We start from the raw sequence: 14,065 nt of genomic DNA on the forward strand, positions 1-14,065 counted from the left end.
TCAGATATCTGATCGCGGCATTACTGATAGTCGCTCATCGGCACGCAGGCGCAGAACACGTTTCTGTCGCCGAATACATCGTCCAAACGCTTCACCGTAGGCCAATATTTGTTGGCGCTGCCTGCCGGGAACACCGCCAGTTCACGGGTGTAAGGATGGTTCCATTCACCCACTATCTCTTTCTGCGTGTGAGGCGCATTCACCAGAGGATTGTCGTCCGCAGGCCATTCGCCCTTAGCCACGCGATCAATCTCCATGCGGATGGCCAGCATGGCATCAATGAAGCGATCCAATTCAATCTTGCTCTCGGATTCAGTGGGCTCCACCATCAGCGTACCGGCTACCGGGAAGGACATAGTTGGCGCGTGGAAACCATAGTCGATCAGGCGCTTCGCGACGTCCAACTCACTGATACCGGTTTGCTCTTTCAGCGGGCGCATATCCAGAATACATTCGTGCGCCACGCGCCCATCACGTCCGGCGTAGAGAATGGGATAGGCGGATTTCAGGCGGCTGGCAATGTAGTTGGCGTTAAGAATCGCTACCGAGCTCGCCTGCTTGAGCCCTTCCGCGCCCATCATGCGAATATACATCCAGCTGATAGGAAGAATCGATGCGCTGCCAAACGGGGCGGCTGAAACCGCGCCCTGCTGCGTCAGCATACCGTCAATCTGCACTACGCTGTGCCCGGGCACAAAGGGCGCCAGGTGAGCCTTAACGCCAATCGGTCCCATGCCCGGACCGCCACCGCCATGCGGGATGCAGAACGTTTTGTGCAGATTGAGGTGCGAGACGTCTGCACCAATATATCCTGGCGTCGTGATACCGACCTGAGCATTCATGTTGGCACCATCAAGGTAAACCTGGCCGCCGTACTGGTGCACAATCTGGCACACTTCGCGGATCGTTTCTTCATACACGCCATGGGTTGAGGGATAGGTCACCATGATGCACGACAGCGCGTCGCCCGCCTGCGCGGCTTTGTCACGCAGGTCGTTGAGATCAATATTTCCCTGCTTGTCACAGGCGACAACCACGACCGTCATACCGGCCATCTGCGCCGAGGCGGGGTTGGTGCCATGCGCAGAGCTCGGGATCAGGCAAAGATTGCGGCCCGCCTCGTTGCGGCTTTCATGGTAGCGGCGAATCGCCAGCAGACCCGCATATTCCCCCTGCGCACCGGAATTGGGCTGCATGCAGAGCGCATCGTATCCCGTTAGCTGCACCAGCCACTGCGAGAGCTGACCGATCATCTGCAGATACCCTGTCGCCTGCTCGGCCGGACAAAACGGGTGTAACTCAGCAAATTCAGGCCAGGTGATCGGAATCATTTCTGCGGCTGCGTTAAGCTTCATGGTACACGAGCCCAGCGGGATCATGGCCTGATTCAGCGCCAGGTCCTTTTTCTCCAGGCTGTGCATATAGCGCATCATTTCGGTTTCGCTGTGATGGCGATTAAATACCGGATGCGTCAGGAAAGCGCTTTCGCGCTGCATGCCCGCGGGAATCGCGCCGTTTTGATGGGTCAACGCAGCATCCAGCACGTCAATGTCCTGACGGTGATCGTCGCCCAGCAGAATGGCAAAGAGCGCCAGCACATCGTCACGCGTGGTGGTCTCGTCCAGCGTAATGCCGACGCCGTTAAGCACATCGCTACGCAGGTTGACACCAAAGCTCAAGGCGCGATTCAGCACCGCGGCTTTATCTGCAACCTCTACGGTTAAGGTATCGAACCAGCTGGCGTGGCGCAGTTTTAGGCCACCGTTTTGCAGGCCCGCAGCCAGAATACTGGTAAGACGATGGATGCGCGAGGCGATACGCTTTAGGCCCTCGGGACCGTGGAACACCGCATAGAGACCGGCGATATTAGCCAGTAGCACCTGTGACGTACAGATGTTGGAGTTCGCCTTCTCACGGCGGATATGCTGTTCACGGGTTTGCATAGCCATACGCAGCGCGGTGTCGCCTGCGGCGTCGCGTGAAACCCCAATGATACGCCCAGGCATTGAACGTTTGTGCTCATCGCGGCTGGCAAAGAAGGCCGCGTGCGGGCCGCCATACCCCATAGGCACGCCAAAACGCTGTGCCGAACCGAAGACGATATCCGCGCCCTGTTTGCCCGGTGCTTCCAGCTGCACCAGCGCCATAAAGTCCGCCGCCACGCTTACCACCACCTTGCGGTTTTTAAGCTCGGTCATCAGCGCGCGGTAGTCGTGAACCTCACCGCCGGTGCCGACCTGCTGCAGCAGTACGCCAAACAGTTCGTGATGATCTAACGCTTTCTCTGCGTCATCAACGATCAGGTCGAAGCCAAACGTTTCGGCACGCGTGCGCACCACATCCAACGTTTGCGGGTGCACATCGGCTGCGACGAAAAAGGTGTTGGCGTGCTTTACCTTGCTGATGCGCTTTGCCATTGCCATGGCTTCTGCCGCGGCGGTGGCCTCATCCAGCAGCGACGCCGACGCAATATCGAGACCGGTAAGATCCAGCGTCAGCGTCTGAAAGTTCAGCAGCGCCTCAAGGCGTCCCTGTGAAACTTCCGGTTGATAGGGAGTATATGCCGTATACCAGCCCGGATTTTCCAGCATGTTACGCAGGATCACCGGCGGGGTGATCACGGCGCTATAGCCCATGCCGATCCACGATTTATAGCGCTGATTTTGGCTGGCAATCGCCTTCAGCTCGGCCAGGGCTTGCTGCTCGGTCGCCGCATCGCCCACCGCAGGCGGACCCGGTAACTGAATATCGGCGGGAACAATGGCGTTAATCAATGAAGCCAGCGAACTGGCCCCAATCGCCTCCAGCATCGTGGCTTGCTGCGCGGGAGTAGGACCGATATGGCGCTCAATAAACGCACCGTTGTGTTCGAGCTGGCTGAGAGTCTGGGTCATGTGCTGGAAATCCTGAATCGGGCTGGAGAAAAACGGCTTTAAATCAGTCAGATAAAAAAGAAGGCGCCGCAAAAGGGCACCTTCAGAAACGACTGATTACTCATCGATGGCGGCTTTATAGGCATCCGCATCCAACATCGCATCAAGCTCAGACTCATCGCTGGCTTTAATACGGAACAACCAACCGTTGCCGTAGGGCTCGCTGTTGACCTGCTCAGGGGCGTCGGTCAGCGCGTCATTCACCGCGATAATCTCCCCGCTCAGCGGCGCGTAGATATCCGATGCGGCTTTCACCGACTCTGCGACCGCGCAGTCGTCACCGGCGGTGAAAGTGGCGCCCACCTCCGGCAGATCCACAAACACCATGTCGCCCAGCAGTTCCTGTGCGTGTTCGGTGATGCCCACGGTATAGGTGCCATCTGCCTCTTTACGCACCCACTCATGGCTGTCACGGTATTTCAATTCATTAGGCACATTGCTCATCGCCATTTCTCCTGAAAAATTACTGAGCGACCGGTTTACCGGCGCGAACGAAAACGGGTTTGGTCACGTTAACGGGCATTTCGCGGTTGCGAATTTCTACAATCGCTTGCTCGCCAATACCTGCTGGCACGCGTGCCAGCGCAATACTGCATCCCAGCGTCGGGGAAAACGATCCGCTGGTAATAATCCCTTGCTGCGCCTGCCCCTGCGCATCGGTGAAGCGGACCGGCAGGCCGTTACGCAACACGCCTTTCTCCGTCATGATCAGCCCAACCAGCTTCTCGGTGCCTTTTTTACGCTGGGCTTCCAGCGCCTCACGGCCGATAAAAGCGCGCTCCGCAGGCTCCCAGCTCAGGGTCCAGCCCATATTAGCGGCCAAGGGAGAGACGCTTTCATCCATCTCCTGACCATATAAGTTCATGCCTGCTTCCAGACGCAGCGTATCGCGGGCACCCAGTCCCGCAGGTTTGATACCCGCAGCCAGAAGCTGTTGCCAGACGTCAGCCGCCTGCTCCGCAGGCAGCGCGATTTCATAGCCAGCTTCTCCGGTGTAGCCGGTGGTGGCGATAAAGAACGCCCCAGACTGCACGCCAAAGAACGGTTTCATCCCTTCTACCGCCACGCGCTGCGCGTCGGAAAAAATTGTCTGTGCTTTTTGCTGAGCCTGTGGCCCCTGAACCGCTATCAGCGCGAGATCGCCGCGCTCTTTCAGTTCCACACCATAGGCTTCGGCATGCTGCGCGATCCACGCTAAGTCTTTTTCACGCGTGGCGGAGTTCACTACCAAGCGGAAGAAATCTTCAGCCATGAAATAGACGATCAAATCGTCGATGACGCCCGCTGAAGCATTGAGCATTGCGCTGTAGAGTGCTTTACCCGGCTGCGTCAGTTTGGCGACGTCGTTAGCCAACAGATAGCGTAAAAATTCCCGCGTACGCGCGCCGTGCAAATCCACAATGGTCATGTGCGATACATCAAACATGCCGGCATCGGTGCGAACGGCGTGGTGCTCATCCATTTGGGAGCCATAGTGCAGTGGCATCATCCAGCCGTGGAAATCCACCATGCGCGCGCCACATGCATGATGCTGTTCATAAAGGGGCGTTTGCTGAGTCATAACCGTCCTGTATTAACGAATAAGTGTGCCGCACGCACGCCAAGAGCCGACGTACGCAAACGTTCTCTTTGGTCAGAAGTTACCACTGACGCGGCGATATAACCATAAGCAAAACGAGGGTGAAGCTTTGCCTCACACTGGGGTGCGGGCACACAGCATGCAGCACAATTCACTATATTTATGTGATTAACCACGCACAAAATAAGACATCACATGTTTATTGCAGCCAAATAATGGAACACGGATTCAATGAATGGAATTTGCCAGATTGAAAAAAAGCGTTTGTCATGAAAAAAAGTAATGCGAATTAAGGTGTGAAATTAGAATAAATCAAATGAGGCGCGATAGGCGTGCAGGAGCGCACCAATTCAGGGCAGACGGCGAGGGACATCGTGTGAAATGCGGAGCGGAAAGAGATAAAAACGGCGCTAACGCGCGCCGTTGAGAAGAAAACTAGCGAATCCAGTCAGGCAGATCGTTTAATCCCATCGCCTGTTTTAGCATCACCGGCTTGATGCCGGGCAACGTATCAGCCAACTTCAGGCCAACGTCACGCAATAATTTTTTCGCCGGGTGTGTGCCTGCAAACAGTTCACGGAAGCCCTGCATACCGGCAAGCATTTTCGCGGCGCTGTGTTTGCGGCTGCGCTCATAGCGACGCAGATAAAGGTGTTCACCGATATCTTTGCCCTGTTGATGCAGGCGACGAATTTCGCCAATCAACTCAGCCGCATCCATAAACCCAAGATTTACGCCCTGCCCTGCCAGAGGGTGAATGGTGTGCGCAGCGTCCCCAACCAGCGCCAGCCGATGCGCGGCAAAATTGCGCGCATAGCGTGCCATCAGTGGGAAAGTTTTACGCGCGCTCTCCACGTGACACAGGCCCAGGCGCATATCGAACGCGACGGAGAGTTGCTGGTTGAAAAGCGCGTCAGGCATGGACTGCATGCGTGCGGCTTCTTGCGGCGCCAGTGACCAGACGATGGAGCACAGATGGGGATCCTGCATTGGCAGGAAGGCGAGGATGCCATCGCCGTGGAAAACCTGTCGGGCAATGGCATCGTGCGGCATATCGGTGCGTACGTTCGCCACCAGTGCATGATGTTCGTAATCCCAAAAGGTTACCGGGATATCCGCTTTATCACGTAGCCAGGAATTTGCGCCGTCCGCTGCGACCAGTAGCCGCGCGGTCATCATGCTGCCGTCCTGAAGCGTCACAAAGGCTTCGTTGTCGCCAAAGGCCACCTGCTGCAACTGCGCCGGCGCCAATAATGTCACATCGCTACACTGGCTGGCGCGCTGCCACAGCGCACTGTGGATCACCTCATTCTCAACAATATGGCCAAGGTGAGATAATCCCTGCTGCTCATCGTCGAAACTGATTGAGCCGAAGCTATCCTGATCCCAGACTTCCATGCCGTGATACGCACTGGCGCGCAGGTTAAGCACACTCGACCAGACATCCAGTTTCTGCAGCAGGCGTTCGCTGGCGGCATTGATGGCAGAGACGCGAATGGAGGGCGCCGTGGTCGGATCAAACTGTGGCTCAGGCGTTTTTTCGAGCACGGCAACTTTCAATCCGCTTCCCTGAAGCCCACAGGCGACGGCTAATCCCACCATACCGCCGCCGGCGATTGCCACATCAAATGTTTGCATTGCTGCCCCTTTATTCATGCTTAACGCTTCACCCAGCCGAGCGTACGCGCAGCAAATGAGTTCCGCAGCCATGGCAGGTGATCCATCGCCACCAGCCCAAGATTTCTTCCCGCCACCAAGGGTGCATAGCGGTTAGCAAACACCCTCACCAAGCCATCCGTTACGCCGATGGTCGCGGCACGATCTGCCTCGCGACGCTGGGCGTAACGCTGCAGCACGCCATAGCTGCCCACGTCCAGCCGCTGACGATGCGCGCCTGCCAGCGTTTCCGCCAGCGACATCACATCACGCATCCCCAGATTAAACCCCTGCCCGGCGATGGGATGAAGCGTTTGCGATGCATTGCCTACCAGCGCCAAACGATGAGCAACCTGACGGTCAGCGGTTTGCAGCGCCAGCGGATAGGTTTCCCGTCGCCCGGTATGAATAAATCGTCCCAAACGCCAGCCAAAAGCGCGCTGCAAGGCCTGCAGGAACGTCTCATCGTCCCACTGTTTTATCGTGGATTCGGCCGCTGCAGGGTGGCACCAGACCAGCGACATGCGCTTGCCAGCCATAGGCAGCAGAGCCAGCGGGCCATGCTCGGTGAAACGTTCAAAAGCACGCCCCTGATGCGGCAGCTGCGGCGTAACGTTGGCGATAACGGCAATCTGCTGGTAATCATCACGCTGCCAGCGTACACCGCATGACGCAGCCAGCGGCGATCGTGTGCCGTTGGCGGCGACCAACAGCGCGCCGGTGAGGCGGTCGCCGCTGTGCAAGGTCACCTGCACATCTTCAATACTGCGCGCCACGTCAGCGACGTCATCCGGGCAGCGCAGCGTCACGCCTGGCGCTTTTTGCAGTCGCTGAAACAGTCGCTCACCAACATCATGCAGCTCCACCACCTGCCCCAGCGCGGACAGCTGGTAATCCTCCGCCTGCATCTGCACAACGCCGGCGTGACCGCGATCGGAGACGTGGATGTGCGCAATCGGCGTGGCACAGTCCGCCAGCGAGCGCCAGAGATCGATTGCAGCCAGTTGCTCGCAGGTACCTGCTGCGAGCGCGATAGCGCGGCTGTCGTAGCCCGGATGCGTGCGGTTACCCGGCTGGCTACGCTCAATGAGCGTAACGGGCAGTTGGCCCTGGGTCAGGTGTGATATTGCCAGCGCGAGCGTCGCACCGGTCATCCCACCTCCCGCGATAATGATACTCATGCTGAACGTGCCGCTGCCATTAAGGCCTCAATGGCTTCAGGATCTTTCACCACGCTGTCGGTGAGATTTTCGTTACCGTCAGCGGTAATCACGATGTCGTCTTCGATGCGAATCCCGATACCACGATACTGCGCCGGCACGTTGGCATCGGGCGCGATGTAAAGCCCGGGCTCTATGGTCAGCACCATGCCCGGCTCCAGTTTGCGATCGCGGCTTGGCGTGCCGTAGTGACCAACGTCATGCACATCCAGACCAAGCCAGTGGCCCAACCCGTGCATGAAGAAAGGACGATGCGCCTGCTCTTCAAACAGCGTATCGATGTTGCCGTCGAGAATCCCGAGATCCACCAGGCCGGTGATCATGATGCGCACCACTTCATCGTTAACATCATGAATGCTGATGCCCGGGCGGAACATAGAGAGCGCTTTGTACAGCGAGGCGAGCACGATGTCGTAAATTTCACGCTGCGGCGGCGTAAATTTACCGTTCACCGGGAACGTGCGGGTAATGTCACCGGCATAACCTTGAAACTCGCATCCTGCATCAATCAGGACCAGATCGCCGTCGCGCATTTCACTCTCATTTTCGGTGTAATGCAGAATGCACCCGTTCTCACCCGCGCCCACGATGGTGTTATAGGCAGGGAAGCGCGCACCGTGACGGGTGAACTCGTGCTGGATTTCACCCTCCAGCTGATATTCAAACATGCCCGGACGGCACACCTGCATGGCCCGCGTGTGCGCCAGCGCGCTGATCTTACCGGCACGGCGCAGCAGGTCGATTTCGGCCTCACTTTTGAACAAGCGCATGTCATGCACCCATGGACGCCAATCCGTGAGCGTAGGCGGTGCACTGAGGTGCTGCCGGAAACCCCGACGCAGTTTTTCCAGCGCGGCAAACACGAGCCGGTCTGCTTCAGCATCGGCGCCTTGCGCGTGATAAACCACATCCAGCCCGTTCAATAGCAAGTGAAGCTGTTCACCGATATCGTCCCAAGGCAGCGCACGATCGACGCCGAGCTTTGCTGGTGCGGCATCTTGTCCAAGACGGCGGCCAAACCAGATTTCAGCGGTGAGATCGCGTACGCGATTGAACAGCACGCTGTGGTTGTGCGTGTCATTGCTTTTGATCAGAACCAGCAGCGCCTGCGGCTCATTAAAGCCGGTGAAGTACCAGAAATCACTGTTTTGACGAAACGGATATTCCGAGTCGTTGCTGCGCGTCACTTCAGGTGCAGCAAAAATCAACGCGGCGCTGCCCGGTGCCATGCGTGCAATTAGCGCCTGGCGACGTTGCTGGAATTGTTCCAGTGAAATCATGGTGGCTCTCCCTGTTTAAGGCGGACGCAACGTCCGCCATGACGCGCATTAGTGTAGCGTAGGCTTAATCACTTCCGGTGCCGTTGGCGACTGAGGACGGGTAAAGGTATCGTGGCAGAGCAGCGCGGCGACGCGCACATACTCAATGACTTCCTCCAGCGACTGCGCCAGCTCTTCCTGATCTTCGTCTTCATCGTAGCCGAGTTGCGCAATGGTCCGCAGATCGTCAATCGCCTCGCCGGTCTCGCCGGTGACTTTATCGAGCTTTGGCTGCGTGACGCCCAGCCCAAGCAGGAAGTGGTTAACCCAACCTGCCAGCGCGTCGGCGCGGTCAAAGACGGTGATATCGTCCTCATCCGGCAGCAGCAGTTGGAACAGAAATTCCTCTTCTTCCAGCGTATTAGCGAGGCTATCATGCAGCGCCTCGAGGGGTTGCGACAGGCTCTGTGAAAAAGCCATGCCTTCATTCGTGAGATCGTGCACCAGGGTTTTCCAACTGGTATCCTGGTTGCCGCCACACAGAATGCCACACAGCAGTCCGTGCATTTCGGCTGGCGTCATGCCCACACCCTGCTGTGACAGAGCTGCGGCCAGCGCGTTGTAATCGGGCGTGGTGTTCTGTAAAGACATAGGCTTTGGTCGTCGTTGGCAGAATAAGTTCGTGTTATGCTACCACCAGGTGCCTCAGGGTTTCCAGAAAAGGGGTTGTAACTTCTTATACGGGTCTATATAGTTTCGCACCTCCCAAGCCATTGACAGGCAAAGGAGAGGCGAACGAAGTAAACAGTCAGGATGGTGGCATGTCTGCACAACCGGTAGATATTCAGATTTTTGGTCGTTCATTGAGAGTGAATTGTCCGCCTGAACAGCAAGATGCGCTGAATTCGGCTGCAGAGGATCTCAATCAACGGTTGCAAGATTTAAAAGTTCGCACTAGAGTCACAAATACAGAGCAACTGGTGTTCATTGCCGCTTTAAACATTTGTCATGAGCTAGCGCAGGAAAAAAGCAAGACGCGCGATTATGCAGCCAATATGGAACAACGTATTCGCATGCTGCAGCAGACCATCGAACAAGCGTTAGTTGAGCAAGGCCACATAACTGAACGCCAGGGCCCTAAATTCGAATAACACTTCATGGTGCTCTTCTGGAGTCACGGTGAAGTCAATTTTCTCTGAGATGTTTGCAAGCGGGCCAGTCCCCTGAGCCGATATTTCATACCAACAGAGTGTGACGCTCTGTAGCCTGTGAGCATGCTCGGTTCGTCCGAGAAGCCTGATGGTTGCGACGGCATACTCACCTTGAACCAAGGGTTCAAGGGTTACAGCCTGCGGCGGCATCTCGGAGATCTCCTTTCAGTTCCTCGTTGTAAACTCCCGGTATGGTATAGTGGCTGACAACAGCCGATTCTACCGGGGGCAGTATGTCATCACCCTCTCCTCTCGATCGTCACGCTATCCGTCAGCACGTGCGCCATTTGCGTCGTCACCTTACGCCTGAACAGCAGGAAAAGGCGGCGGAATCGCTCGCCGAGCGCGCTATTAATTTTTCGCCTGTTGCACAGGCACAGCACATCGCGCTGTTTTTATCCGTTGACGGTGAAATTAATACGCGTCCGCTGATTGCCCGCCTCTGGCAGCAAAAAAAGCAGGTCTATCTGCCGGTGCTTCACCCTTTCGCGCCGGGACACCTGCTGTTTTTACGCTATACGCCTGACACCCTGCTCACGCCCAACAAGCTGCGCATTCCTGAACCGGCACTGGATATCACGCAGATGGCGACGCTGGATCAGCTGGATGTGATGCTGGTACCGCTGGTAGCGTTCGACAGCCACGGTCAGCGTTTGGGGATGGGTGGCGGTTTTTACGATCGAACGCTGCAGAACTGGCAGCAGCACGGCGTGCTGCCTATCGGCGTTGCCCACGATTGCCAGCACATTGATGCAGTGCCCTCGGCCGACTGGGATGTGCCGTTGCCAGCGATTATCACGCCCGCCCGGCTCTGGCAGTGGGACGCTGAGGGAAACTAAAAGGGCGCCCAGGGGCGCCCAACGCGATCAATACAGCAGGCGAGCACGAATGGTGCCCGGAATCGCCTTCATCAGCTGCAACGCCTTGTCTGCCACATCCTGCTGCGCGTCGATGTCGATGACCACGTAGCCCATCTGCGGCGACGTTTGCAGATACTGCGCTGCGATGTTGATGCCCTGCTCGGCAAAAATCTGGTTAATCGCTGTCAGCACGCCCGGGCGGTTTTCATGGATATGCAGCAAGCGGCTGGCGCTGTCGGCATGCATCGGCAGAGACACTTCCGGGAAATTGACCGCAGAGAGCGTCGAGCCGTTATCGGAGTATTTGGCCAGTTTGCCCGACACTTCGAGCCCAATATTCTCCTGCGCTTCCTGCGTCGAACCGCCAATGTGCGGCGTTAAGATGACGTTATCAAATTCACACAGCGGTGAGTTGAACGGATCGCTGTTGGTCGCGGGTTCCACCGGGAAAACATCAATTGCCGCACCCGCCAGATGTTTGCGCTTGAGCGCATCACACAGCGCTGGAATATCAATCACGGTACCACGTGCCGCATTGATCAGCAGCGAACCCGGCTTCATCAGCGCCAACTCTTCCGCGCCCATCATGTTTTGCGTAGACGGCGTTTCTGGAACGTGCAGGCTGACCACATCGCTCATGTTGAGCAGGTCGGAAAGGTGGCGCACCTGAGTGGCATTGCCCAGCGGCAATTTGTTTTCAATATCGTAGAAGAACACGTGCATGCCAAGGCTTTCCGCCAGCACGCCCAGCTGCATGCCGATATGGCCATAGCCAATGATGCCCAGCTTCTTGCCGCGCGCCTCGAAAGAACCGTTAGCGACTTTGTTCCAGATCCCCCGATGCGCTTTCGCGTTGGCTTCAGGGATGCCGCGCAGCATCAGCAGCATTTCGCCAATCACTAATTCTGCCACCGAGCGGGTGTTAGAGAACGGCGCGTTAAACACAGGAACGCCACGTTTAGCGGCGGCATTAAGATCGACCTGATTAGTACCAATACAGAAACAGCCCACCGCAACCAGTTTCTCAGCGGCGGCAAAAATCTCTTCGGTCAGTTGAGTACGGGAACGGATACCAATGAAGTGCGCATCGCGGATGGAGGCTTTTAGCGACGCGGCATCCAGCGCCCCTTTGTGGAACTCGATGTTGGTGTAGCCCGCTGCGCGCAGGTTATCCAGTGCACTCTGGTGAACGCCTTCCACCAGCAGGAATTTAATCTTATCTTTTTCCAGTGATACCTTTGCCATTTCCCGACCCTTTTAGAATTCAACAAGGGCTACCATAAGATAGCCTTCTGTCAAAATATCAAAATTTTCGTGCGCGGCAATACAATCGATTGCCTCTGCGCCAGCACGCGCCCACGCTGAGACAGCACAAATCCGTACAAAATCGGGAGATGCCGCTGAGGGAGAGTACGAACCTGCTGTTGATGAATCATTTGTGACATAAGTCACCAAATTTCACGCACGTAAGAAAAGATATTTTTCATGCAGAAATAACCGGCGCCCGCGCGAGCGCCTTTGCCCGTCGCAGGCCATCAATAAGTAACGGTTTTTACCCCGTCCGGCGTACCAATCAGCGCCACGTCGGCCCCGCGAGCCGCAAACAGGCCCACCGTCACTACGCCAGGCAGATCGTTAATGGTGCGCTCAAGTGCAATTGGGTCCAGGATGCGCAGGTTATGCACGTCAAGAATGATGTTGCCGTTGTCCGTTACCACATTGTGGCGGTATTCCGGCTGGCCGCCGAGCTTCACCAACTCCCGCGCGACATAGGCGCGCGCCATTGGGATCACCTCAACCGGCAGCGGGAAACGCCCCAACACATCCACTTCTTTGGAGGCATCGGCAATGCAGACAAATTTCTTCGCCACCGCCGCGACAATCTTCTCACGCGTCAGCGCTGCGCCGCCGCCTTTGATCATCTGCATGTGCGGGTTAATTTCATCGGCACCGTCAACGTACACCGAGAGTTCATCCACGTTATTGAGATCAAACACGGGAATACCCAAGGACTGCAGCTTGACGGTAGACGCTTCAGAACTGGACACTGCGCCTTCAATCTGATCTTTTATTGTGCCGAGCGCATCAATGAAGTGCGCCGCCGTCGATCCCGTGCCAACGCCAACAATGGTACCGGGCTGCACGTACTGCAGCGCAGCCCACCCTACTGCTTTTTTCAGTTCATCCTGGGTCATGGTATGTTTAAAACCTGTGCGACAACGAAGGCGCGTAGTATAAAACAAGCGCTTGTGAAAAAGCGCGGCTGTTACGCCACGGATGTAAGTCTTTGGAATCCAGCCCGCAAAAAAGCCTCGGCCGCACCGATGGCCTTTTATGGCATAGTAACGTCCATCCTGAACGAGAGAGAACAACAATGAAACGCCCGGATTATCGAACGCTTCAGGCGCTGGATGCCGTTATTCGCGAGCGCGGTTTTGAACGTGCCGCGCAAAAGCTTTGCATCACGCAGTCTGCGGTTTCCCAGCGCATTAAGCAGCTGGAAAATTTATTTGGCCAACCGCTGCTGGTGCGTACCGTACCGCCCCGGCCCACCGAACAGGGGCAAAAGCTGTTGGCGCTACTGCATCAGGTTGAGCTGCTGGAAGAGGAGTGGCTGGGCGACGACAGCAGCGGCACCACGCCACTGCTGCTGTCACTGGCGGTAAACGCCGACAGTCTGGCGACCTGGCTGCTGCCCGCACTGAAGGATGTGTTGGCCGATTCCCCGGTGCGTTTGAATTTACAGGTTGAAGATGAAACCCGCACCCAGGAACGTCTGCGACGGGGAGAAGTGGTGGGCGCGGTGAGTATCCAGCCACAGCCGCTACCCAGCTGCCTGGTCGATCAACTTGGCGCGCTGGATTACCTGTTCTGCGCCTCACCTGATTTCGCCGCGCGCTACTTCCCCAACGGCGTGACGCGCTCAGCGCTGCTCAAAGCACCGGCGGTGGCATTCGATCATCTGGATGATATGCATCAGGCGTTCCTACAGCAGAACTTTGACCTGTCGCCGGGCAGCGTGCCCTGTCACATCGTCAATTCGTCTGAGGCGTTTGTACAGCTGGCGCGTCAGGGTTCCGTGTGCTGCATGATCCCACATCTGCAAATTGAACGGGAGCTGGCTCAGGGCGAACTGTTAGATCTTACGCCGGGCCTCTACCAACGGCGCATGCTTTACTGGCACCGCTTTGCGCCGGAAAGCCGCCTGATGCGCAGCGTGACCGATGCACTGATTGCGCACGGACACCGTGTGCTGCGTCAGGACGATGCGGCGGCGTAGTCACTCACGTCGCATAAAAAAGGGCGCGGCGGAAGGCCTCCCGCACGCGCCCTGGCGAACCTGATGC

Annotated in this window: 12 protein-coding genes and 1 other RNA gene; 4 read left to right on the plus strand and 9 right to left on the minus strand. The window is 56.9% G+C overall.

The features are described from left to right. Positions 1 to 20: 20 nt before the first annotated feature. The 7 genes from gcvP to LU196_RS06775 all read right to left on the minus strand — a co-directional run bounded on the left by gcvP (position 21) and on the right by LU196_RS06775 (position 9,298). A complete protein-coding gene (gene gcvP / locus LU196_RS06745; protein ID WP_232758694.1) occupies positions 21 to 2,894 on the minus strand; it encodes an aminomethyl-transferring glycine dehydrogenase in 2,874 nt (957 codons plus the stop codon). Positions 2,895 to 2,990: 96 nt separating this feature from the next. Beyond that, on the minus strand, positions 2,991 to 3,377 hold the full coding sequence (gene gcvH, locus LU196_RS06750) for a glycine cleavage system protein GcvH (protein WP_232758692.1): 387 nt from the start codon (positions 3,375 to 3,377) through the stop codon (positions 2,991 to 2,993). A 19-nt stretch (positions 3,378 to 3,396) separates the two neighbouring features. Then, positions 3,397 to 4,494, minus strand: coding sequence for a glycine cleavage system aminomethyltransferase GcvT (gene gcvT, locus LU196_RS06755; RefSeq protein WP_232758690.1), 1,098 nt, complete (start codon positions 4,492 to 4,494; stop codon positions 3,397 to 3,399). Between the two features lie 453 nt (positions 4,495 to 4,947). Then, positions 4,948 to 6,150, minus strand: coding sequence for an FAD-dependent 2-octaprenylphenol hydroxylase (ubiI, locus tag LU196_RS06760; protein WP_232758689.1), 1,203 nt, complete (start codon positions 6,148 to 6,150; stop codon positions 4,948 to 4,950). Between the two features lie 20 nt (positions 6,151 to 6,170). Beyond that, entirely contained in the window at positions 6,171 to 7,349 is a 1,179-nt protein-coding gene (gene ubiH, locus LU196_RS06765; protein ID WP_232758687.1) for a 2-octaprenyl-6-methoxyphenyl hydroxylase, read from the minus strand. Continuing rightward, positions 7,346 to 8,668: a Xaa-Pro aminopeptidase gene (pepP, locus tag LU196_RS06770; protein WP_232758686.1), complete on the minus strand. Its 1,323-nt coding sequence runs from the start codon at positions 8,666 to 8,668 to the stop codon at positions 7,346 to 7,348. The genes ubiH and pepP overlap by 4 nt, the downstream gene beginning before the upstream one ends. 48 nt (positions 8,669 to 8,716) lie before the next feature. Beyond that, positions 8,717 to 9,298, minus strand: coding sequence for a YecA family protein (locus LU196_RS06775; RefSeq protein ID WP_232758685.1), 582 nt, complete (start codon positions 9,296 to 9,298; stop codon positions 8,717 to 8,719). Between the two features lie 170 nt (positions 9,299 to 9,468). Between LU196_RS06775 and zapA the strand changes: the two genes are divergently transcribed. The 3 genes from zapA (at position 9,469) to LU196_RS06790 (ending at position 10,697) form a co-directional block, all read left to right on the plus strand. Continuing rightward, positions 9,469 to 9,798, plus strand: a complete 330-nt coding sequence (gene zapA, locus LU196_RS06780) for a cell division protein ZapA (protein ID WP_232758684.1) — start codon at positions 9,469 to 9,471, stop codon at positions 9,796 to 9,798. A gap of 38 nt (positions 9,799 to 9,836) precedes the next feature. After that, a non-coding RNA gene (gene ssrS / locus LU196_RS06785) (6S RNA) lies at positions 9,837 to 10,020 on the plus strand. Positions 10,021 to 10,091: 71 nt separating this feature from the next. Next, entirely contained in the window at positions 10,092 to 10,697 is a 606-nt protein-coding gene (locus LU196_RS06790; protein ID WP_232758683.1) for a 5-formyltetrahydrofolate cyclo-ligase, read from the plus strand. A gap of 27 nt (positions 10,698 to 10,724) precedes the next feature. Here LU196_RS06790 and serA read toward each other — a convergent pair whose 3' ends face one another. Both serA and rpiA read right to left on the minus strand, forming a co-directional pair. Next, positions 10,725 to 11,963 carry a phosphoglycerate dehydrogenase gene (serA, locus tag LU196_RS06795; protein ID WP_232758682.1) on the minus strand — a complete coding sequence of 413 codons (1,239 nt, stop codon included), beginning with the start codon at positions 11,961 to 11,963 and terminating at the stop codon, positions 10,725 to 10,727. Between the two features lie 290 nt (positions 11,964 to 12,253). After that, positions 12,254 to 12,913, minus strand: a complete 660-nt coding sequence (rpiA, locus tag LU196_RS06800; protein ID WP_232758680.1) for a ribose-5-phosphate isomerase RpiA — start codon at positions 12,911 to 12,913, stop codon at positions 12,254 to 12,256. A gap of 179 nt (positions 12,914 to 13,092) precedes the next feature. Between rpiA and LU196_RS06805 the strand changes: the two genes are divergently transcribed. Then, positions 13,093 to 13,998, plus strand: a complete 906-nt coding sequence (locus LU196_RS06805) for a LysR family transcriptional regulator ArgP (protein ID WP_232758678.1) — start codon at positions 13,093 to 13,095, stop codon at positions 13,996 to 13,998. Positions 13,999 to 14,065 lie beyond the last annotated feature (67 nt).

It is taken from the genome of Pantoea sp. Mb-10 (assembly GCF_021272205.1).
GTDB lineage: Bacteria > Pseudomonadota > Gammaproteobacteria > Enterobacterales > Enterobacteriaceae > Pantoea.

Bases quoted from the DNA above. Each gene is read 5' to 3' on its own strand.
- gcvT (WP_232758690.1), bottom strand. From the start codon at position 4,494: ATGACTCAGCAAACGCCCCTTTATGAACAGCATCATGCATGTGGCGCG.
- gcvP (WP_232758694.1), bottom strand. From the start codon at position 2,894: ATGACCCAGACTCTCAGCCAGCTCGAACACAACGGTGCGTTTATTGAG.
- ubiH (WP_232758687.1), bottom strand. From the start codon at position 7,349: ATGAGTATCATTATCGCGGGAGGTGGGATGACCGGTGCGACGCTCGCG.
- LU196_RS06775 (WP_232758685.1), bottom strand. From the start codon at position 9,298: ATGTCTTTACAGAACACCACGCCCGATTACAACGCGCTGGCCGCAGCT.
- gcvH (WP_232758692.1), bottom strand. From the start codon at position 3,377: ATGAGCAATGTGCCTAATGAATTGAAATACCGTGACAGCCATGAGTGG.
- pepP (WP_232758686.1), bottom strand. From the start codon at position 8,668: ATGATTTCACTGGAACAATTCCAGCAACGTCGCCAGGCGCTAATTGCA.
- LU196_RS06790 (WP_232758683.1), top strand. From the start codon at position 10,092: ATGTCATCACCCTCTCCTCTCGATCGTCACGCTATCCGTCAGCACGTG.
- zapA (WP_232758684.1), top strand. From the start codon at position 9,469: ATGTCTGCACAACCGGTAGATATTCAGATTTTTGGTCGTTCATTGAGA.
- LU196_RS06805 (WP_232758678.1), top strand. From the start codon at position 13,093: ATGAAACGCCCGGATTATCGAACGCTTCAGGCGCTGGATGCCGTTATT.
- serA (WP_232758682.1), bottom strand. From the start codon at position 11,963: ATGGCAAAGGTATCACTGGAAAAAGATAAGATTAAATTCCTGCTGGTG.
- rpiA (WP_232758680.1), bottom strand. From the start codon at position 12,913: ATGACCCAGGATGAACTGAAAAAAGCAGTAGGGTGGGCTGCGCTGCAG.
- ubiI (WP_232758689.1), bottom strand. From the start codon at position 6,150: ATGCAAACATTTGATGTGGCAATCGCCGGCGGCGGTATGGTGGGATTA.